At 65.6% G+C, this 19,948-nt stretch carries 20 protein-coding genes and 1 pseudogene; 11 read left to right on the plus strand and 10 right to left on the minus strand.

Annotated elements, in window-relative coordinates; genetic code table 11:
• Positions 1-9: 9 nt before the first annotated feature.
• Genes VME63_RS05830 through VME63_RS05840 form a run of 3 tightly spaced genes read right to left on the minus strand, consistent with a single transcriptional unit; the run spans position 10 to position 1,794 of the window.
• On the minus strand, positions 10-360 hold the full coding sequence (locus VME63_RS05830; protein ID WP_325431202.1) for a hypothetical protein: 351 nt from the start codon (positions 358-360) through the stop codon (positions 10-12).
• A gap of 52 nt (positions 361-412) precedes the next feature.
• A complete protein-coding gene (gene bioD, locus VME63_RS05835; RefSeq protein WP_325431204.1) occupies positions 413-1,090 on the minus strand; it encodes a dethiobiotin synthase in 678 nt (225 codons plus the stop codon).
• Positions 1,087-1,794, minus strand: coding sequence for a TMEM175 family protein (locus VME63_RS05840; protein WP_325431206.1), 708 nt, complete (start codon positions 1,792-1,794; stop codon positions 1,087-1,089). The genes bioD and VME63_RS05840 overlap by 4 nt, the downstream gene beginning before the upstream one ends.
• Before the next feature lie 80 nt (positions 1,795-1,874).
• Here VME63_RS05840 and VME63_RS05845 point away from each other — a divergent pair, with 80 nt between their 5' ends.
• Positions 1,875-2,372 (plus strand): GAF domain-containing protein, encoded by a 498-nt coding sequence (locus VME63_RS05845; protein ID WP_325431208.1) that lies wholly within the window; start codon positions 1,875-1,877, stop codon positions 2,370-2,372.
• A 35-nt stretch (positions 2,373-2,407) separates the two neighbouring features.
• Here VME63_RS05845 and yihA read toward each other — a convergent pair whose 3' ends face one another.
• The gene (yihA, locus tag VME63_RS05850; protein ID WP_325431210.1) at positions 2,408-3,052 is read right to left on the minus strand and encodes a ribosome biogenesis GTP-binding protein YihA/YsxC; all 645 of its coding nucleotides are present in this window, start codon (positions 3,050-3,052) and stop codon (positions 2,408-2,410) included.
• 114 nt (positions 3,053-3,166) lie between these two features.
• Between yihA and VME63_RS05855 the strand changes: the two genes are divergently transcribed.
• The 5 genes from VME63_RS05855 (at position 3,167) to VME63_RS05875 (ending at position 6,942) form a co-directional block, all read left to right on the plus strand.
• Positions 3,167-3,970 (plus strand): c-type cytochrome, encoded by an 804-nt coding sequence (locus VME63_RS05855; protein WP_325431212.1) that lies wholly within the window; start codon positions 3,167-3,169, stop codon positions 3,968-3,970.
• Positions 3,971-4,025: 55 nt separating this feature from the next.
• Positions 4,026-4,916, plus strand: a complete 891-nt coding sequence (locus tag VME63_RS05860; RefSeq protein WP_325431214.1) for a thiol:disulfide interchange protein DsbA/DsbL — start codon at positions 4,026-4,028, stop codon at positions 4,914-4,916.
• A gap of 91 nt (positions 4,917-5,007) precedes the next feature.
• On the plus strand, positions 5,008-5,670 hold the full coding sequence (locus VME63_RS05865; RefSeq protein WP_325431216.1) for a thiol:disulfide interchange protein DsbA/DsbL: 663 nt from the start codon (positions 5,008-5,010) through the stop codon (positions 5,668-5,670).
• A gap of 61 nt (positions 5,671-5,731) precedes the next feature.
• Complete coding sequence (locus tag VME63_RS05870) at positions 5,732-6,517, plus strand: endonuclease/exonuclease/phosphatase family protein (protein ID WP_325431218.1); 786 nt, start codon at positions 5,732-5,734, stop codon at positions 6,515-6,517.
• A gap of 11 nt (positions 6,518-6,528) precedes the next feature.
• The gene (locus VME63_RS05875; RefSeq protein WP_325431220.1) at positions 6,529-6,942 is read left to right on the plus strand and encodes a hypothetical protein; all 414 of its coding nucleotides are present in this window, start codon (positions 6,529-6,531) and stop codon (positions 6,940-6,942) included.
• Here VME63_RS05875 and VME63_RS05880 read toward each other — a convergent pair.
• A complete protein-coding gene (locus tag VME63_RS05880) occupies positions 6,853-8,451 on the minus strand; it encodes a glycoside hydrolase family 17 (protein WP_325431222.1) in 1,599 nt (532 codons plus the stop codon). The two genes, VME63_RS05875 and VME63_RS05880, sit on opposite strands and share 90 nt — an antisense overlap.
• 174 nt (positions 8,452-8,625) lie before the next feature.
• On the opposite strand from VME63_RS05880, the gene VME63_RS05885 reads away from it, so the two are divergent.
• The 4 genes from VME63_RS05885 to VME63_RS05900 all read left to right on the plus strand — a co-directional run bounded on the left by VME63_RS05885 (position 8,626) and on the right by VME63_RS05900 (position 15,364).
• Positions 8,626-10,698, plus strand: a complete 2,073-nt coding sequence (locus VME63_RS05885; RefSeq protein ID WP_325431224.1) for a transglycosylase SLT domain-containing protein — start codon at positions 8,626-8,628, stop codon at positions 10,696-10,698.
• Between the two features lie 16 nt (positions 10,699-10,714).
• Entirely contained in the window at positions 10,715-11,659 is a 945-nt protein-coding gene (locus tag VME63_RS05890) for a complex I NDUFA9 subunit family protein (protein ID WP_325431227.1), read from the plus strand.
• A 47-nt stretch (positions 11,660-11,706) separates the two neighbouring features.
• Positions 11,707-12,936, plus strand: coding sequence for a multifunctional CCA addition/repair protein (locus VME63_RS05895; RefSeq protein WP_325431228.1), 1,230 nt, complete (start codon positions 11,707-11,709; stop codon positions 12,934-12,936).
• Between the two features lie 241 nt (positions 12,937-13,177).
• Positions 13,178-15,364 carry an LTA synthase family protein gene (locus VME63_RS05900; RefSeq protein WP_325431230.1) on the plus strand — a complete coding sequence of 729 codons (2,187 nt, stop codon included), beginning with the start codon at positions 13,178-13,180 and terminating at the stop codon, positions 15,362-15,364.
• 64 nt (positions 15,365-15,428) lie between these two features.
• Here VME63_RS05900 and VME63_RS05905 read toward each other — a convergent pair whose 3' ends face one another.
• From VME63_RS05905 to VME63_RS05925, 5 genes and pseudogenes are all read right to left on the minus strand, one after another.
• A complete protein-coding gene (locus VME63_RS05905; protein ID WP_325431232.1) occupies positions 15,429-16,634 on the minus strand; it encodes a class I SAM-dependent methyltransferase in 1,206 nt (401 codons plus the stop codon).
• A 3-nt stretch (positions 16,635-16,637) separates the two neighbouring features.
• Positions 16,638-17,393 carry a twin-arginine translocase subunit TatC gene (gene tatC, locus VME63_RS05910; protein WP_325431234.1) on the minus strand — a complete coding sequence of 252 codons (756 nt, stop codon included), beginning with the start codon at positions 17,391-17,393 and terminating at the stop codon, positions 16,638-16,640.
• The gene (tatB, locus tag VME63_RS05915; protein ID WP_325431236.1) at positions 17,380-17,745 is read right to left on the minus strand and encodes a Sec-independent protein translocase protein TatB; all 366 of its coding nucleotides are present in this window, start codon (positions 17,743-17,745) and stop codon (positions 17,380-17,382) included. Before tatB ends, tatC begins: the two co-directional genes overlap by 14 nt.
• A 17-nt stretch (positions 17,746-17,762) precedes the next feature.
• Positions 17,763-18,020 (minus strand): Sec-independent protein translocase subunit TatA, encoded by a 258-nt coding sequence (gene tatA / locus VME63_RS05920; RefSeq protein ID WP_325431238.1) that lies wholly within the window; start codon positions 18,018-18,020, stop codon positions 17,763-17,765.
• A 65-nt stretch (positions 18,021-18,085) separates the two neighbouring features.
• Positions 18,086-18,760, minus strand: a pseudogene (locus VME63_RS05925) (lipid-binding SYLF domain-containing protein); the annotation flags it as partial.
• 126 nt (positions 18,761-18,886) lie between these two features.
• Here VME63_RS05925 and hemH point away from each other — a divergent pair.
• Positions 18,887-19,936 carry a ferrochelatase gene (gene hemH, locus VME63_RS05930; protein ID WP_325431242.1) on the plus strand — a complete coding sequence of 350 codons (1,050 nt, stop codon included), beginning with the start codon at positions 18,887-18,889 and terminating at the stop codon, positions 19,934-19,936.
• The last annotated feature ends 12 nt before the right edge of the window (positions 19,937-19,948 follow it).

Consider the following 19,948-nt stretch of genomic DNA (forward strand, 5'->3'; position numbering starts at 1 on the left):
GGCGCGCGCTCAGGCCGTGCGCACGTCGTGCAATTGCCAGTTCGCGCCGATCAGCCAGTTGAGGCGCTGGCGCAGGATGCTCATCGGCAGATCGGTGATCACGTCCACTTCGGTATGCAGGTCCACCGCCTTGGCGTTGACCTTGGCCAGTTGATCGGTGACGCCCAGGCGCTCATCCACTTCGTCCGGATCCGGCTGCAGCGCGCGCCAGCGCTGAAACAGCAACGGGCTGACCAGGGCTTCGCGCAAGGCCGCCGCCAGATCATTCGGCCCGGCGCCGTCATAGCTCAGTTCCGATTGCGCGCCGCGCGCGTGCGCAAGATCGGCAATACGCAGGTAATAGTGACTGCGGCTGGTCATATGTCCTCCTTGGTGTCATGACCGTGGTGCGATGCCTGGGCGCATCATCCTTTCAGATGCCCATTGCGTTCAATTGCAACATATCGCAAGCCTGTTCGGGTGTCGGTCCATGCGCAAGGATGCCCAGGCACGGCGCCGGCAACAGCGCGCGCAAGGTGTCGATATTTTCCTCCGCCGCATCCATGTGCGGGTCGATCCGGTTGCCGATCCAGCCAGCCAGGCGGCAACCATCGGCCACGATGGCCTCGGCGGTAAGCAGCGCGTGGCTCAGGCAGCCAAGCCGCAGTCCCACCACCAGCACCACCGGCAACGACCATGCCTTGGCGATGTCCGATGCAAACAGATCCATCGACAACGGTACGCGCCACCCGCCGACACCTTCGACGACGACCGTATCGTAGCGACCGGCCAATGTGTCGAACGCCTGGCGCAAAGATGGCAGCGCGATCGTTACGCCTTCGTGCCGTGCGGCCAGATGGGGCGACAACGGTTCGCGCAAGGCCACCGGATTGACTTCATCGTAAGCGGGCGAAGGCGCGCTGCTCGCCGCCAGCAATGCCAGCGCATCGTCGTTGCGCAAGCCGCGCGGCGTTTCCGCGCAGCCGCTGGCCACCGGTTTCATGCCGCAAACGCTGCGCCCCGCCGCTCGCCATGCGTGGATGAGGGTACATGCCGCATGGGTCTTGCCGATGCCGGTATCGGTGCCGGCGATGAAAACCGCGTGCGTCATGCCGCCTGCGCCAATGCCTTTCTGGACCAGTGGCCGGCCATCCAGTACGTCAAACCCAAAAGCGCATACAGGCAACCGGGCAACCAGCTCCACGCGCCGCTGTCGGGAATAAGCAATGCCGACACCAGCGAGGCGATCGCCACCATGATCGAACTCAGCTGCACGTACAGCGTCTCGCGCGCCTTGATGCGGTCGACATGGGCCATGCTGGCCCGGCGCAACGTGTGGCGATAAAGCATGGCAAGACAGCCGGCCATGCACGCATAGGCAAGGCCGTAGCAGATATACAGCGCGCGTAATTCGCGCATGCTGCCGATCATCGGCTCGTTCGGCAGGCTGGTGTGCGCGAACGAATCGTAGATCGAACTGAACAAGGCCTGGAACAGCATGTTCAACGGATACACGAAGATCAACGCGAAGAACACCAGCGCCAGGCTCAAGGCGATGCTGATGCCGTCATGCAGGCGGAAACGGTCGCGCCAGAGCACATGCCGATGCCAGAAAATCATCAAGGTATAGAAGCTGCAGGCGAAACCGGGAATCCGGTCCAGGTCCAGCAGCAGATCGTGCAGGCTGTGCGGCGTCTCGGCGCCGGCGATGGCCAGCACGCTCACGGCGAAAGCGAAGGCGGCGTCGATGAAGCCGTCCAGACGGTGCGCCTCCACCCGGCCGGCGTGCCCGGTATCGTGCTGCAGATCGGTCATTTTATGTGCACTCCCCTTGTGCCTGGGCACCGGACGTCCCATCTTGTCGCATCAGCCTGAAACAATCGAGCCATCCGGTCATGTTCGAGATCAACAACGGTCCCGCGGCAAGCAAACCCGAGCACTACGCCGACCTGGCCGAGCAAGCCCGCGGCATGCTGGCCGGGGAACCGAGCCTGGTGGCCAACGCGGCCAACTTCTCGGCGCTATTGTTCAACAGCCTGCCCGATCTCAACTGGGCCGGGTTCTATCTTTATGATGGCACCGAGCTGGTGGTCGGCCCGTTCCAGGGCAAGCCGGCGTGCATCCGCATCGCGCTGGGCCGGGGCGTGTGCGGCACCGCGGCGCAAACGCGCCAGACGCAAGTGGTGCGCGACGTGAACAGCTTCGAGGGCCACATTGCCTGCGATGCCGCCTCGCAATCGGAAATCGTGGTGCCGCTGGTTAATGCCGACGGCAGCCTGCTTGGCGTATGGGATGTGGACAGCCCCTCGATTGCCCGCTTCGACGAGGACGACCGCGCCGGCATGGAAGCGCTGTGCAAGGTCTTCATGGAAGCGGTGGCCGCGTCGCGCTGACGCACGGTTTGGCTGAAACCACCGCGACGCGGCGGCTACGCGTCGCCGCGGCCCTCGCCCAGCAGCATGTTCATCACCGCGGCGCGCGCCTCTTCCACGCCGGTTCCTTCGGACGACGAAAAAATCTGCGCCGTCACCGGCGTGCTCGCGTCCAGCAACTTGCGCAGCGCGGCCAGCGCCTGCTGGGCCTGGTTGCGCGAAAGCTTGTCCGCCTTGGTCAGCAGCACATGACAGGGCAGCAGGGTGCCGAAGCAGAACTCCAGCATGGTGCGGTCGAACTCTTTCAGCGGATGGCGGATATCCACGATCAGCACCACGCCGCGCAGGCTGCGGCGCTGATGCAGGTAGGCGTCGATCTCTTGCCGCCAGTGTTCGCGCAAGGCATCGGGCACCTTGGCGTAGCCATAGCCGGGCAAGTCGATCAGGCGCAAAGGCTGCGCCTGCGACATTTCGTCATACGCGACCGCCGGCAGCGAGAAGGCCACCATCTGCTGGGTGCGGCCCGGTGTCTTGGACGTGCGCGCGAGCCCTTTCTGTCCCGTCAATGCATTCAATGCACTGGACTTTCCGGCGTTGGAACGCCCGGCGAAGGCTATCTCCGCACCGGCGTCGGCGGGCAGTTGATTAATGCGATGAGCAGCGAGCACGAACTGCGCGCCCTGCAGCGGATTGGCAGACATATCGGTAGTTTGACCGGCTAAGATGGCGTGGGGATAATTTCGGGCTTCTGCCAGTCGCGGTACGCCGAGGGTTCGCCCCGTACGTCCATAGCAGTATTTCCTGGAGGCAAGTGTATGAGTTTTCGGCTCGCCGGTTGTCGGCCCGCTGTCGTCAATGCAGTAGCCCTGGTCCTCGCTCTCTCTGCCGGCGCCGCTTTGGCGCAGAACTCCCCTACCCAAGCCAAGCCCGCCACGCCGGCCCCGGCCAGCGCCGCCTCCGCCGCCAAGCCCGCCGCCAGCAGCGCGACCGCTTCGGCGAGCGCCGCTTCGGGCGACTGGATGAGCACCACCAAGCCGGGCGATGCCACCGCCGGCCAGGGCAAGGCCGCCGCATGCGGCGCCTGCCACGGCGTGGACGGCAACTCCAGCGATCCGCAATATCCCAAGCTCGCCGGCCAGCACGAGATGTACATCGTGCACCAGCTGCACAATTTCAAATCCGGCGAACGCCAGAACGCCATCATGCTGGGCATGGCCACGCCGCTGTCGGACCAGGACATGCGCGACATCGGCGCGTATTTCGCCAGCAAACAGTCGCTGCCGGGCGTGGCCGACCAGGCGCTGGTCGCGCAGGGCGAGAAGCTCTACCGCGAGGGCGACACCGAGCGCGGCGTTCCCGCCTGCATGGCCTGCCACGGCATCGACGGGCGCGGCAACCCGGGCGCGATGTATCCGCAGCTGACCAGCCAGCACGCGCAGTACATCGAGGCCAAACTGAAGGATTTCCACGACGGCGTCAGCTGGGGCAAGGAGCCCCATGCGCAGATCATGCCGGCCATCGCCAAGAAGCTCGATCCGCAGGAGATCGTCGCGGTCTCCAGCTACATCGAAGGCCTGCATGTGACCGACGCCGCGGTCTCCACGGCGGCTTCGCCGTAACTTCCGGCCACCGGCGTTGTCCATAGTCGTTCCGTATTCCCCATCGAGGCTGACCATGCTGAAGCGTTTGTCTTTCCTTGGCGTCGCGCTGATCGCGCTCGCCGCCTGCAGTCACAACGGTTCCGACAACAACACTTCGCCGCAGCCGGCCCCTGCCCAGTCCACCGCACCGGCCGCACCGGCCTCGGCCGCCAAGCCCGCGCCGGCGGCCACCACGCCCGCCGCCGCCTCGACCGCCGCCGCAACCGCCAGCAGCGCGGCGGCCCCGGCAGCGACCGCCACGGCGGCCCAGAAAGCCACGCCGACGCCCGCCGAACCCTTCGTGGACACCGGTAAGTGGGTCGAGGGCAAGAACTACTTCACCATCGAACCGGCGCAGCCCACCGGCATTCCGGACAAGATCGTGGTGACCGAGGCGTTCTCCTACGCCTGCCCGGCCTGCTACCAGTTCCACACCACCGCCGACCAGCTGGCCCAAAGCCTGCCGTCGGGCGTGGTGATGAACTATCTGCCGGTGTCCTTCCGCCCCGATGAAAACTTCCCGCTGTTCCAGCGCGCCTACTTCGCCGCCAAGGCGATGGGCGTGGCCGACAAGACCTATGACGCGATGTTCGACGCGATCTGGAAGAGCGGCGAGCTGGCTTCCGACGACCTTGCCACCGGCCGGCCGAAGCCGCAGTCGGCATGGCCCACGATCGAAGACGTGGCGAAGTTCTATGCCAAGTACGGCGTCGATCCGAAGCAGTTCGTGGCGGTGGCCAATTCCTTCAGCGTCAATACGCAGATGAAACGCGCCGACGACATGGTAAAGGCCTACGGCGTGGATGCCACGCCGACCATCATCGTCAACGGCAAGTATCGCTTCACCCCTGGGGACGCCGGCGGCTATGCGCAGTCGATCGAGCTGACCAAGTGGCTGGTCGCCAAGGAAGCCGCCGGCGAGTAGTTCCTTTTGATCCCAAGCGCCCGATTCGCCGGGCGCTTTTCATTCGACTCATGGACGGCGGCCAAGGTGCCGCCATCGTGCAGGAAAGATCATGTTCAACACCGTCCGTTTCCGTTTGCTCGGCCTGCTCTGCGGCCTCGTCGTGACCAGCGCCTGTACCGCGGCCCCCTCCGACGCCGCCACCGCCGCGCCCTTCACCGATGGCGTCGAATACGTCACGCTGCCGACACCCCACACGCGCCTTAGCGACAGCGGCAAGGTCGAAGTGGTGGAAGTGTTCTCCTACGCCTGCATCCATTGCGCCGAGTTCTCGCCCTATGCCGACCAGCTGCGCAAGTCGCTGCCCAAGGGCGTGGAATTCAAGCTTCTGCCGGCGCCGTTCAACGATACCTGGGTGCCGTTCGCGCGCGCCTACTACGCGGCCAAGAAGCTGGGCATCGTCGAACAGACGCACGATGCGCTGTTCGTGGCCAAGTTCAGGGACCAGTACCCCATCAACTCGATGGGCGAGATCGCCGATTTCTATGCCAGCCACGGCGCGAACAGGGGCCAGTTCCTGACCCTGGCCAATTCGCCCGAAGTGGATGCGCAGCTCAAGAAGGATATGCAACTGCTGCAGACCTGGGGCGTGGATGGCACGCCGACCATCGTTGTCGACGGCAAATACCGCAGCGCCAACATCAAGGACTTCCCGCAGCTGGTGGCGCTTACCAAGTGGCTGGTGCAGCGGGAGCTGAACGCCAAAGACCACTGAGGCTTTACCGCAGCGCGGCTTTTTCACACCAGCCGCGCCGCAAGCATGTAATTTAGCGTCAATGACCCGCGCCGGATCCCACCCCAAGCAACGGCTGCGCCTTTTGAGCTGCAACATCCTGGCCGGCGCCAGCGTGCAGCGCTACAGGCAATACGTAACGCGCAGCATCAACGCGATGCTGCCCGGGCGCAGCAAGCTGGATAACCTCGATCAACTGGCCGCACTATTGCCGCAGTTCGACGTGATCGGCCTGCAGGAAGCTGATGCAGGCAGCTTGCGCTCGGGCTTTCTCAATCAAACGCGCTACCTTGCCGAAACCTCAGGCATGCCGTTCTGGAGCCATCAGCCCAACCGCCCGGTGGCGCAGATATCGCATACCGCCAACGGCCTGATTTGCCGGCTCGAACCACAAGTGGTGATCGACTACCCGCTGCCCAGCCGCATTCCCGGCCGCGGCGCACTGCTGGCACGTTTCGGCGACGACACCGACGGGCTGGCCGTGATGATCGCCCACCTGTCCCTGAGCGCGCAGGCACGCGCCAGGCAACTGGGCTTCATCGCCGAAGTGCTGCAGGATCATCCACACGCGGTGCTGATGGGCGACCTCAACACCGACGCGCACAGCAACGAGATGCGACACCTGTTCGCACGCTGCAACCTGCAACCGCCGACGCAGGCAGTGCCGACCTTTCCCAGCTGGAAGCCAAGCCGGGCGCTCGATCACATCCTGGTCTCGCCGCAGATCAAGATCGACAAGGTGTGGACCTTGCCGCAAGCCTTTTCCGATCACCTGGCGCTGGCCGCGGAAATCCAGCTGCCCTCGTCATCGGTTAAATTATCCCGATGACGACCCGACGCTTGATCCGTATCCTCCTGCCGTGGCTGCTGCTGGTGGCAGTCGCCCTGGCCAGCGCCTGGCTGCGCTACGACTTCATCGAACCGGCCGACCTTGCGCACCAGTGCGACAAAGGCAACGCGCACATCCCGGCGTCCTGCGGACTGCGCGCGGCGATCGTGGTCGGCTTCAACACCTACGGCTTCGGCGTGGCCGCGCTGATCGCGATGCTGGTTGCGCTGTTCTCAAGGCAGCGCGCCATGGCGTGGCTGGCGGCGGCACTGGGTATGTTCGCGCTGACCTTGTATTGCTACTACGCCGGCGCCGTCGCGCTGCTGGTCGGTTGCCTACGCCTGGTGCGCCTTCAGGCCAATAGCATGGCGATGCCAGTTGATGTAGAGGGGCCACGCGATCGCCAGGTTCAGGCCAAACCATAGCCAGGCCACCTTGTTCATGCCCACTTCCTGCACCACCGGCACCAGCGCAAGCACGGGACCGACGCAGGCGAGAAAGCGTTGCTCGGCCGAAGGCATGACGTGCTCGCGCGTGAGCAAGCCAAATACGCCGTAGCCGATGCACGGCAGGGCGAACACACCCAGCGGAAAATCCAGGTAGCGTCCGTCGAACGCCATCAGGATGTCGTAAAGCACCAGCGCGAACAACGAACCGAAGCGCCACCACGATGCAGGCTCGGTGTCGTCGAAGCGGTCGGCGACGTGCGCGGCGATGCGCCGCGCCAACGCCGCGCCCACCATGAGCGCCAGCACCAGCGATGCCGAGGATATCGCCCATTCCCACCACGGCCCGCAGGCGTAGGTCATCTTGCGCACCTGCCAGGCCACGGCCGTGCCGGCGGCGAAGCCGGAAAGTACCAGTGCCAGCCAGCCACGCGGCCCATGCCAGCGATGCGGCCAGCAGCCGACCACGACAAACAGTGCCACGCCGATCGCACCGGCCACCCAGCCCCACCACCAGTAGGGATCTTCGACGACCGGGCCCAGCATCGAGAATTTAGGCCGCGCATTGGAATCGAAAATGCCCCAATAACCGCCCACGGTACCTTCCAGCGCGCGCTTCCACGGTTGATCGAAGGTCTCGATCACGTTGTAGGGCATGTGCACTTTTGCAGCGTAAGTAACGAATTGGCGCAGATAGAGCGCCTCGTTCACCAGGCTGGGCTCGGCGCTGCGGCGCAGGCGGCCGGCGCTGGGCCAGCCGGTTTCGCCGATCATCAACTGCTTGCCGGGAAACGCGCGCTGCAGCCGCGCGTAGACCTCTTCCACATGCTTGATGGCCTTGGAGGCGGCCACGGGATTGTCTTCCCAGTAGGGCAAAATGTGGATGGTGATGAAATCCACCGAGCTTGCCATCTGCGGATAGCTCAGCCAGCGCTGCCACACATCGGCGTAAGTGATCGGGATGCTCTTGGGCACGCCCGCACGCACGGTCTGGATGTATTGCGCCAGGCGCTTGGGCGATACCTCGCCGCGCAACAGCACCTCGTTGCCCACCACGATGCCGCGGATCGTGCCCGGATACGCATTGGCGGTCTTGATGCCACGCGCGATCTCGATGTCGTTGTATTTGGACACACTGCTGATCCAGATGCCCATCAATACCTGCATGTGATAGCGCGCCGCGATCGCCGGCACAACGTCAAGGCCGTTGCTTTGCGAATACGTACGCACGCAGTTGATGCGCTGCGACAGCGCGCGCAGGTCTTCGTCGATGCGCTCGGGCGTGATCACGAACTGGGGATTGAGCGGCGATTCGCCCGGCTTGCGGAACGGCGCATACGACACGCAGGAGATGCGCGCCGACGGCGCATCGGGCAGTTGCACCGGCCGTCCCACGTTCCACCACCAGAAGCCGCCGGTCAGCGCCGTCAGCACCAGCAACAGCCAGGCCACGGCGTAGGAAACTGAGCTATTGGAAGGTGACGGCATTAGGACCCTGTCGGTGCAGCACGCTCAAGCGCGCAAGCTTAGCAGCCCGCATGCAAATCAGACCGCATGAATGCTCACGGCGCCTGCACATCGCCGCCGGGACGCTTACGGTTTCGTTCAGGGCGCACCGAACGCATCCATTACACTTTGCCCCGATTGTTCGCAGGAGTTCCCATGGCCCCGCAAGCCACGTCGCCGCGCCTTGGCCGTCTATGGCTCGTTGTCGCCGGCTGGATGCTGGCCGGCGCGAGCCTTGCCCAGACCGACACCGCCACGCTTGAGGCGCAGCGTGCCAGCTTCAAGCAGGCCTACGCCGCCGCGGCCGAGGGCGGCGACGGTTGGCGCGCGCTGTCGGCAAACCTGCAGAACTACCCGCTCTACCCCTACCTGCAGGCGGCATCGCTGGAGCATGACATCCAGCTCATCGACCGCCCCGCCGTCGAAGCGTACCTCAAGCAATATCCGGATCTGATCCCAGCCAACGACCTGCGCCGCAATTTTCTGCTGGAACTGACGCGCCGCCAGGATTGGGATACGTTCCAGCTGATGTACCAGCCCGGCCTCGGCGACGCATTGACTTGCGACGAACTGCGGGCGCGGCTGGAAGGCGGCGCCAGGCTCGATTTCGACAAGGACCTGGCCACGCTGTGGGCCGAACCGTCGCTGCCGGCCGCCTGCGAACCCGTGCTGCAAGCCGCCTACGACCAGGGGCTGCTGACCAGGCAACGGCTATGGACGCGCATCGACGCGGCTGCCGATGCCGGCAAGAGCGACAGTATTTCGGACATGAGCCAGTGGCTGCCCGATGACGATGCCACGGCCGCGCAGCGGATCGTGCTGGCACTGACCGACCCGGCCTCGGCCGCGCAAAGCGCCATGCAGTGGCCGGACACCGCCCATGCGCGGCAAGCCGTGACGCTTGCGCTGGTGCGCCTGGCGCGGCGGCAATCGACCGCCGCCGACGACGCCTGGAAGGATCTGCAAACCCGCTTCCAGCTGACACCCAGCCAACGCGACAGCGTGCTCAACGCGCTGGCCCTGTTTCACGCCACCGATTACGACCCGGATGCGCTGGCGCGCCTGGTGAACCTGCCGGCCGCCGCGCAAACCGACACCAGCCGCGAATGGCGCGTGCGCGCGGCACTGGCGATGCAAGACTGGAATGCCGTGCTGGCGGCGATCGACGCGCTCACGCCTGCCCAGCAGCAGAATGACGAATGGCTGTACTTCCGCGCCCGCGCGCTCGACGCACTGGGCCGCCACGAAGAAGCACAACGCGCCTATGCCATCGCCGCCGCGCAGTCGAGCTACTTCGGCTACCTCGCCGCCGACCACCAGCACAGCGCCTATGCGCTGTGCGTGCTCCAGCCCGTGGTCAGCGCGGAGGGAGAACAGGCCGTGCTGGCCATTCCCGGCATGCAGCGCGCGTTCGAACTGTTCGCGGTCGGCCTGACCAGGGCCGCACGGCGCGAATGGAACCAGGCGCTGGCCGATGCCGATGCGGACACGCTGCGCCAGGCGGTCAACCTCGCCGAGCAGCGCGGCTGGTACGACCGCGCCATCTTCACCTTCAACAAAGGCGCCGCGCTGGGTTATTACACCCTGCGCTTCCCGCTCGCCAGCCAGTACGGCCTGGTCCAGCAGGCGCAGGCGGCAGGCATCGACCCGTCCTGGGCGTACGGCATCCTGCGCCAGGAAAGCGCCTGGGTCAGCGACGCGCAATCGGGCGCCGACGCACGCGGGCTGATGCAACTGGTGCCGGCCACCGGCGCCGAGGTGGCGCGCAAGAACGGGCTTGCCTGGGACGGCGGCGAAAGTCTCTTCGATCCGGTGGTGAACATCGTCCTCGGCACGCGCTATCTGGCCCAGATGGCGGCCCGCTTCGACGATTCACCGTGGCTGGCCAGCGCCGCCTACAACGCCGGCGCCGCCCGCGTGAACCAGTGGCTGGATGCGCGCAACAACCTGCCGCCCGACCTGTTCGTGGCTACCATGCCGTTCAAGGAAACGCGCGAATATGTGGCGCGCGTGATGTACTACAGCGTAATCTACGATTGGCGCCAGCACGGCACGGCCGCCCCGATCTCCAGCCGCATGGTGCCGATCGGGCAGCCGTATAGCCGTCCGAACGCGGACGATCCGCGCAAGGACATGACCTGCCCGGCGCCGCAGTCCGTGGCAGCGGCAAGCCCGGCACCGGCGGCTTCATCGATACACAGCGCAGCGGCCAAGGACTCGGCGCACTGATACAAAGACTCTGTCAATGACAATCCAGCGTCTCGTGCTACTGGGCGGAACCGGCTTTGTCGGCAGTTATCTCATACCCCGGCTCGCCGCCGACGGTCATCGCATCACCGTGCTTTCGCGCCATGGCCCGTCGCACCGCGCGATGACGGTGTTGCCCAACGTCGTCATCCGCAGCGCGGACGTCTACGACGATGCCGTTCTGCGCCAGCAACTGGAAGGCGCCGACGCCGTCATCAACCTGATCGGTATCCTCAATCCGCACGGCCGCTACAGCTTCCAGCGCGTGTATGTGGAGCTGACGCAGCGGCTGATCGACGCCTGCCGCGCCACCGGCGTCGCGCGCCTGCACCAGATGAGTTCGCTCAAGGCCGGCCAGGGGCTCTCGCAATACCTCAAGACGCGCGGCGCGGCGGAAAAGCTGGTCGAGATAGCGCCGCTCGCCTGGACGATCTACCAGCCCAGCGTGATCTTCGGCGAGGGCGATGGCCTGGTCACGCGCTTCGCCGCCTTGCTGCGCCAGCTGCCGGCGCTGCCGCTGGCGCGTGCCACATCGAAAATGGCGCCCACGTATGCCGGCGACGTGGCCGAAGCCATCGCCCGCTGCGTGGCCGACGAGAAGTTGTCGCGGCAGCGCCGTTTCCAGCTGTACGGCCCGCAGGTGCTGACCCTGGGCGAGATCGTGCGCGCCATCGGCGATGCGGCGGGCCTGCGCACGCGCGTCGTCGCGCTGAACGATGCGCTCGGCCGCCTGCAGGCGGAAGTGGCCGGACGGCTGCCGGGCAAGCCGTTCACCGTGGACAACTTTCTTTCGCTGCAGACCGATTCGGTCGGCGACGTGGATGGTTACGCGGCGCTGGGCATCGTGCCCCAACCGTTCACGCCCTGGCTGCCGCGCCTGCTGCAGGGATCGCCGCGCCAGCAGCGGCTGGACGCCGCGCGGCGGGCATTCCGCCGTCGCTGAGCGCGAGGCGGTGAAGACCGCCGCGCCCGGCATGGCAAAATGCCCGCATGCGCACTTATCTGGTTGGCGGCGCCGTCCGCGACAGCTTGCTGGGACGTCCCGTGGTCGATCGCGACCACGTGGTGGTCGGCGCGCGGCCGGATGACCTCCTGGCGCAGGGCTACAAGCCGGTCGGCAAGGATTTCCCGGTGTTCCTGCATCCGCATTCCGGCGAGGAATACGCGCTGGCGCGCACCGAGCGCAAGACCGGCCGCGGCTATCACGGCTTCGCCTTCCACGCCGACCCGGACGTAACACTGGAACAAGACCTGGCGCGGCGCGATCTCACCATCAACGCCATCGCGCAGGACGAGCACGGCGCGCTGGTGGATCCTTACGGCGGCGCGCAGGACATCCAACGGCGCCTGCTGCGCCATGTCTCGCCCGCCTTTGTCGAAGACCCGGTTCGGCTGCTGCGCGTGGCCCGCTTCGCCGCGCGCTTGGCGCCGCTCGGCTTTACCGTCGCCGACGAAACCATGACGCTGCTCCGGCAGATGGTGCGCGATGGCGAAATCGATCACCTGGTGCCCGAACGCGTGTGGGCGGAAACACGCAAGGCGCTGGGCGAAGCGCGGCCTTCGGTATTTCTCAAGGTACTGCGTGAATCGGGCGCACTGGCGGTGCTGTTTCCGGAAATCGATGCCTTGTACGGCGTACCGCAACGCGCCGAGTTCCATCCGGAAGTCGACACCGGTGTGCACCTGGAAATGGTGCTCGATGCCGCCGCGCAATGGGCGCCGGGCGACGACTTGGTCGGCTTCTGCGCACTGACCCACGACCTGGGCAAGGCGCTGACGCCAGCCGCGGAGCTGCCGCGCCACGTCGGCCACGAACAGCGCGGCGTGGAACCGCTGCGGGCGTTGGCCGCACGCCTGCGCGTGCCGGCCGAATACGCGGCGCTGGCCGAGCTGGTCTGCCGCGAACATCTCAACGCGCACCGCGCGCTGGAACTCAAACCCGCCACCGTGTTCAGGCTGCTGACATCGCTGGACGCGCTGCGCCGGCCCGAGCGCCTGGATACCTTCCTGGCCGCCTGCCTGGCCGACAAGCGTGGCCGGCTGGGGCACGAGCACGACGACTACCCCCAGGCCGCCTGGCTGCGCTGCGCCCGGGACGCGGCGGCGGCGGTCACCTCCGCCCCGTTCGTGGCCGCAGGCCTGCAGGGCCCGGCGGTGGGCGCGGCGATGGAGAAGGCCCGCATCCGGGCCATCGCCGAAATGAAACTATGTAACATTTAGGGATGCTCTGATCCATGCTTCGCAGGTGGCATGATGTCAATTCAGGATGCGCAGCCCGTTCTGTCTGGCCGCATGCCTTCGGCCCATCGTGTTGACAGACGGCCCGTCTGCCGGCGCCGATGGCCCTGTGGCCTGCGAACAGACAGAGCGGGTGACACCTAGCGAAGCATGGATCAGAGCATCCCTAACAAGATGAGCGTATAAAGACCGGCTCGCCTTGCCGCCCCGTCCGGAGCACGCCGTGTCGCTGAGTTTTTCCAAACGCCCATCCCTGCGCGAACGCTTCCGGCCGCTGTGGTGGCTGGCCATCGTTTACCTGGCGCTGGGTGCCATCACCCGCGTGGCGCTGCTGGTGATGACGGGCAAGGGCGTGCCGCATGAGCCGCGTTATTGGCTGTATGCGTTCGGCGTGGGCCTGTGCTCGGACCTGATCACCCTGTTGTGCGTGGCGTGGCCGCTGCTGCTGTTCCTGTGGATCGTGCCCTCGCGCCGCCCGCTGGTCGCCACGGCGAGGCAATGGCTGGTGTATGTCGCGCTGCTGGCCGCACTGTACGTGCTCACGCTGTATGCCTTGCACGCGACGATCCATGCCGCGGTCCACGACGTGTGGCCGGTGATCGGGCTGTTCCTGTTCTTTCTGCCCATGCCGGCGCTCAGCTACGCATCGCGCGGCGGACAGCGCGGGCTCTACACCCTGTGCCTGCTGATGCTGTTCGGGCTGCTGTTCGTGGCGGCGTCGGAGCTGGTGTTCTGGGATGAATTCGGCGTGCGCTTCAACTTCATCGCGGTGGATTACCTGGTCTACACCACTGAAGTGCTGGACAACATCCGCGAATCGTATCCGCTTGCGCGCTGGATCAGCATGCTGGCGGCCGCCGCCATCGCTATTGTGCTGCTCTCGCGCGGCGCCCTGCGCACGCGCGACAACCACACGCGCTTTGGCCAGCGCACCAAGGTGGTGGCCGTATGGTTCGTGTTGACGGTGGCGTCGCTGTTTGCTTTTGACAGCACCATGAAAGATCACACCAACAACAACTATGTAAACGAGCTGGCCGGCAACGGCATCTACCAGTTCTTCGCCGCGTTCCGCAGCAGCCATCTGGACTACGACCGCTTCTATCGCACGCTGCCGATCGATGACGCCTTCGCGCGCGTACGCGCGCAGCTGAAGACGCCCGATGCGACCTTCGTCAGCAACGACCCGCACGACATTACCCGCGAGATTCGCCACGCCGCGCCGGAAAAACATCTGAACGTGGTGCTGATCAGCGTGGAAAGCCTCTCGGGCGAATTCTTGAAGACCTTCGGCGCCAGCCATGGCGACATCACGCCCAACCTCGATGCCCTGGTCGGCCAGAGCCTGTTCTTCGATCATCTGTACGCCAACGGCACGCGCACGGTGCGCGGATTGGAAGCGCTATCGATGTCGATACCGCCCACGCCGGGCGATTCCATCCTCAAGCAGGAACACAACGAAGACATGCTGTCGCTGGGCCGGATCTTCGACCAGCACGGCTACGTATCGCAGTTCGTCTACGGTGGCTATGGCTACTTCGACAACATGAACTATTTCTTCAGCCACAACGGCTACCAGATCGTCGACCGCAGCTCCATTCCCAAGGACATGCCGATCCACGGGCAGAACGTATGGGGCGTGGCGGACGAAGACCTCTACACGCTGGCGCTGGCCCAGATGGATGCGATCCACGCGCAGGGCAAGCCGTTCTTCCTGCACATCATGACCACCTCCAACCACCGTCCTTTCACCTTTCCCGACGGCCGCGTGAAGGAAAAGAACGGTACGCGCGAAGGCGCGGTGGCGTATACCGACTGGTCGATCGCCGATTTCATCAAGCGTGCGCGAGCCAAGCCGTATTTCGACGACACGGTATTCGTGATCACCGCCGACCATTGCGCATCGAGCGCGGGACGCAGCAGCGTGCCGATCAATCGCTATCACATTCCGTTGTGGATCTACGCGCCCAAGTACTTCGCGCCGCAGCGCATCGAACAACCGATGGGCCAGCTCGACATTCCCACCACCCTGCTCGGCCTGCTCGATTTCAGCTACCGCAGCCGCTTCTTCGGGCGCGACGTGTTCCAGATCGCGCCGGACCAGGCGCGCGCCTTTCCCGCTACCTACGAAAAGCTCGGCTATCTGCACGGCAATCGCCTGTCGATTCTCGAGCCGCAACGCAAGTTCGAACAAGTCACGCCGGATTTCGAGACTGGCGATGCCAAGCCGGTGACCGACCTCGACCAGAACGACCTGGACGACGCCACCGCCGATTACCAGGTGACCAGTTATCTGTTCAAGCATGGCCTCCTGGCGCGCCAGCCGTCGGATGCGAATGCGGTAACGCCGTTGCCGGCGCCCGCCGCGTCGGCACCCGCACCCGCTTCGGCAAGCAGCAACTCGCCGCACTGATGCGCGCGGATCGCTTCATCGACGGATACGGCGATGAAGCATGCGGCCGAGAGGGATAAGGCGATTACAGGCGATCGCCCTGATCCGACGCCAGCAACTCCTCCGGCACCGGCAATACCGGCAGCCCGCGCGCGAGCAGCATGGCCTGGAAACGCTCGCCCATCTGGTCGGGCAGGGTGAGTTTCTTCACCTGTTGCGCCAGTCCGTAACGCGTCGCCTCATCGGCCGCGTCCGCATAGGCTTGCTCGAACACATCCTGCAGGCCCGCGGCGATCAGGAACTGCGCTTGCGGCAAGTACGCGGCGACGGCGAATCCGGCGCTGTTGCCCGCTTCGGCCAGTGCGGTGAAATCGACCGATGCGGTGAGATCGTTGAGGCCGGGCAGATACAGCGGATCGCTGTGCGCGCGATGGCGGTAGTGCGCCATCAGCGTGCCGTCCTGGCGCTCGGGCAGGTAGTACTCGCGGCGCACGTAGCCATAGTCGACGAACAGCATCACGCCCGCTTCAAGCGAGCCGGCAATCGCCTGGATCCAGTACGGCAGCTGCGGCAGGATTTCCGAGCGATAGCCGTCGTCGAAAGCACGGCCCAGGTCGCGCTCCACGTGCCGCACGGCGCCCGCGACCAGCATGTCGGCGGGGCGATCCACGCGCATCAGGCGTCCTTCGCCATCCAGTGCGATGTGTTCTTCGTAAATCTCGCCGCGGCCAACCAGAAAGCGCGTGGTGGGCAGTGCGTCGATCACCTCGTTGGCGAACAGCACGCCTTGCCAGGCGTCTTCCGGCGGACGGTCGATCCAGGCCACGCGTGCAAAGGCCTCGGCCGGCAAGGTGCGAACAAGGCGTTCGCGCTGGCGCTCGCGCAGATCGGCGCTGGGCTCCAGGATCAGGTAGCGGCGCGGCAGCGCGCCCTGTCGCGCAAAAGCCCGCATGGCCGCTTGGGCAAACGCACCGCTGCCACCGCCCAGCTCCAGGAAATCGGCCTGTTCGCCCAACATGGCCAGCACCGGCTGCACTGCGCGCACCACGCAACCGGCGAATAGATCGCCCAGCTCAGGTGCGGTGACGAAATCGCCCGCGACGCCGAACTTGGTCGTGCCGGCGCTGTAGTAGCCCAGCCCCGGCGCGTACAGGCAGCGCTCCATATACTGCGAAAACGGCATCGGACCGCGCGCGGCGATCTGTTCGCGCAAATGCTGCAACAAGCGTTCGGAGTGGGCCAGCTCGTCCGCGGCTGGCTCGGGCAGGCGGGAAGTCTTGGAGGGATGCATGGATCAGGATGCGGCTTCGACAGGCGCGGGCTTCAGCAGCCAGCGCACGGCGAGCACGCCAAGTTCGTAAAGCAGGCACATCGGAATGGCCAGCATGATCATCGAGGTGATATCCGGCGGCGTCACCACCGCGGCAATCGCAAACGCGCCGACCATGGCGTAGCGGCGCCCCTTGCGCAGCTTGTCCAGATCGACGATGCCGACCGCGGCCAGGATCACCACCGCTACCGGCACTTCGAAGCACAGGCCGAAGGCGAAGAACATCAGCATCACGAAATCCAGGTAGTGGGTGATGTCGGTCATCATCTCCACCCCCTGCGGCGTCACCGCGGTAAGGAAGCGGAACGCCGCCGGCAACACCAGGAAATAGGCGAACGCGCAGCCGATGTAGAACAGGATCAGCGCCGCGATCAACAACGGCCGCGCCAGGCGTTTTTCATGCTTGTACAGGCCCGGGCTCACGAAGGCCCACAGCTGGTACAGGATCACCGGCATGCTGATGAACAAGGCCGTATAGAAGGCCAGTTTCAACGGCGTGATGAACGGGCTGGCCACTTCGGTGGCGATCAGGTGCGCGCCCTGCGGCAGGCGCGACACCAGTGGCGCGGCCAGCCACGTGTACAGGCGGTTGGCGAACGGCACCAGCGCCGCCAGCACCACCACCAGGGCCAGGATCGCCTTGATCAGGCGCGAGCGCAGTTCCAGCAGATGCGAGAACAGGCCTTGCTGCAGATCCACTTCGGGCTCAGACGTTGCCATGCGTGGATTCCTTCGACGCGGCGTCGCCTTCGGCGATGTCTTTGTGTACCTGCGCCAGATCCTCGCGCACTTCGGTGGCGGTAGTGGCCACCTGCTCGCGCGTGCTGCGCATGACGTGGTTTACCTCCGCCTGCGCCGCTTCGGCGCGCGCGGCCGCCTCGCGCGCGGTACGCTTGAGTTCTTCGATTTCCAGCTCGCGCTCCACTTCCGCGCGCACGCTGTCCCAGCCCGAGCGCAGGCGGCGCACCAGGGCACCGGCGGTGCGCGCCGCATGGGGAAGTTTTTCCGGTCCGAGCACGATCAAGGCGACCAGCGCCAGCAACACCAGCTTGCCGAGGCTGATCTCGATCACGGTGGCTGTTCCTTAAGTTACTTCGATTCGCTGGAATCGCGCCGATTATCGCGCTGGCCCTGATTGGCCTGCGTCTCGCCGCCCTGCACCGGGTCGGCACGCAGCTGGTCCTGCGCCTTGCGCTTTTCTTCGTCCTCGTCGCCGTGCATGGCTTTCTTGAAGCCGCGCACGGCGTTACCCAGGTCCGAACCGACCCGGGTCAGCTTGCCCGTGCCAAATACCAGCAGAATGATGACGAGCAGGATCGCCCAATGCCAAATGCTGTCCAAACCCATGAGTACCTCGTTGCGGAATCCGCGCCGTGTGGGAGCTGCGGGGGCAGCTCCGGCGTTCCGTATCAGCGGGCAGTGTACTCCTCCAGGGCGTCCCGGAACTGTACGACCGCCGCCGGAACGTTATTTACGCCGCCTTCGAAAATGCGCCGCGGGGTGATGCCCTGTCCGTAAACGGCAGCATTGGCGTCATAATCGATCTTCAGCACCGAGCCATCCAGCGCCACGCCGGCGAACAGGCCGCGTGCGCGCGAGTAGGAATAGATCTCGGCCTTCAGCTGCTGGTCGGTGGCCGCGGCCGCCGTGCGGCCCACCGGGCCGGCCGCCGCCGAGGCGTCCGCGCCGACGGTGAATTTGCCGTTGACGATGTCATCCACGCCGCGCTGGGTGCGGAACACCAGGATCACGTCGGTCTTGGACACGCCGATCTGGAAGCCCACGCTGCCGCCGCCGAAGGAAATGAAGCTGGGATTGGACCAGGTGCCGTCGCGGTTCTTCACCGCAATGAGGCCCTCGCCGCGACGGCCGCCGAACACGAAGCCCACCTTCAGCACGTCCGGAATCACCGCGATCGCCTTGGCGTCCTTAAGCAGATCGCTGGGGATGGATTTGTCCGGCGCCTGTTCGATTTCATTGAGCACGCGCACGGCGTTCTGCGCGCGCTGCAGCGGGGTGTCGTCGTCGGCGTGCACGGCGGCGGCGGGCAGCAGCAGCGCCAGGGCCAGGAACGAAATGCGACGCAGCGAGGCTTTGAACATGGGGCAGCTCCGATGATGGAAGGGTTTCGATCGCGGCCGGCGCGGCCGGTTGCCGCGCGGTGCGGAGCGCTTGTGGCAGACTCTGCCAGCTAACCTGCCACCTCCGCCACGATGCCACGCAGCCACTATACCGGCCAATCGCACGACCAGCCCGCACAGGCTGGCGTATTGCTCGTGAACCTTGGCACACCGGAAGCACCCACGGCGCGCGCATTGCGGCCGTATCTATCTGAATTTCTGGGCGACCCGCGCGTGATCGAGTATCCACGCTGGCTATGGTGGCTGATCCTGCACGGGGTGATCCTGCGCCTGCGGCCGGCGCGTTCGGCGCACGCCTATGCACGCATCTGGACACCGCAAGGCTCGCCCTTGCGGGTCGGCTCCGAGCAACTCGCCGACGGCCTGCAGCGCAAGCTTGCCATCGTGGCGCCAGGGCCGATCCGCGTCGCGCTGGCGATGCGCTACGGCAGGCCATCGGTGCGCGAACAGATCGAACAGCTGCAGCGCGAGGGCGTGCGCCGCCTACTGGTACTGCCGCTGTATCCGCAATATTCGGCCACGTCCACCGGCTCGGTCATCGATGCATTGGCCGATACGCTCAAGCAGATGCGCTGGCCGCCGGAGCTGCGCATCGTCAACGACTATCACGACGATGACGGCCATATCGAAGCCTTGGCCTTGTCGATCGAGCGCTGGTGGGCTCAACACGGGCGCGGCGACAAACTGCTGCTGTCCTTCCACGGCATTCCGCAACGCTACGTGGACGCCGGCGATCCGTATTTCCGCCAGTGCCAGGCGACGGCGCAAGGGCTGCGCGCGCGGCTGGGGCTGGATGCGGCGCAGCTTCTGGTGAGCTTTCAGTCGCGCGTGGGCCGCGAGCTGTGGCTGCAGCCGTATACGGACATGACGGTGAAACAGCTGGCCGCCGAAGGCGTGCGGCGGCTGGATGTCGCCTGCCCTGGCTTCGCGGTCGACTGCCTGGAAACGCTGGAGGAAATCGCCATGCAGAACCGCGACTTTTTCACGGCCGCCGGCGGCGCCGAACTGCGTTACATCCCCGCGCTCAACGACAGCGCCGAACAGATCGCCAGCCTGGCCGCGCTGGTGCTGCGCCATACGCGCGGCTGGCCGGAATGGGACGTGGATGCGAAACACCCATGACGAACAGGTACA

Origin of the sequence: Dyella sp. (assembly GCF_035503745.1) — a bacterium.
Lineage (GTDB): Bacteria > Pseudomonadota > Gammaproteobacteria > Xanthomonadales > Rhodanobacteraceae > Dyella_B.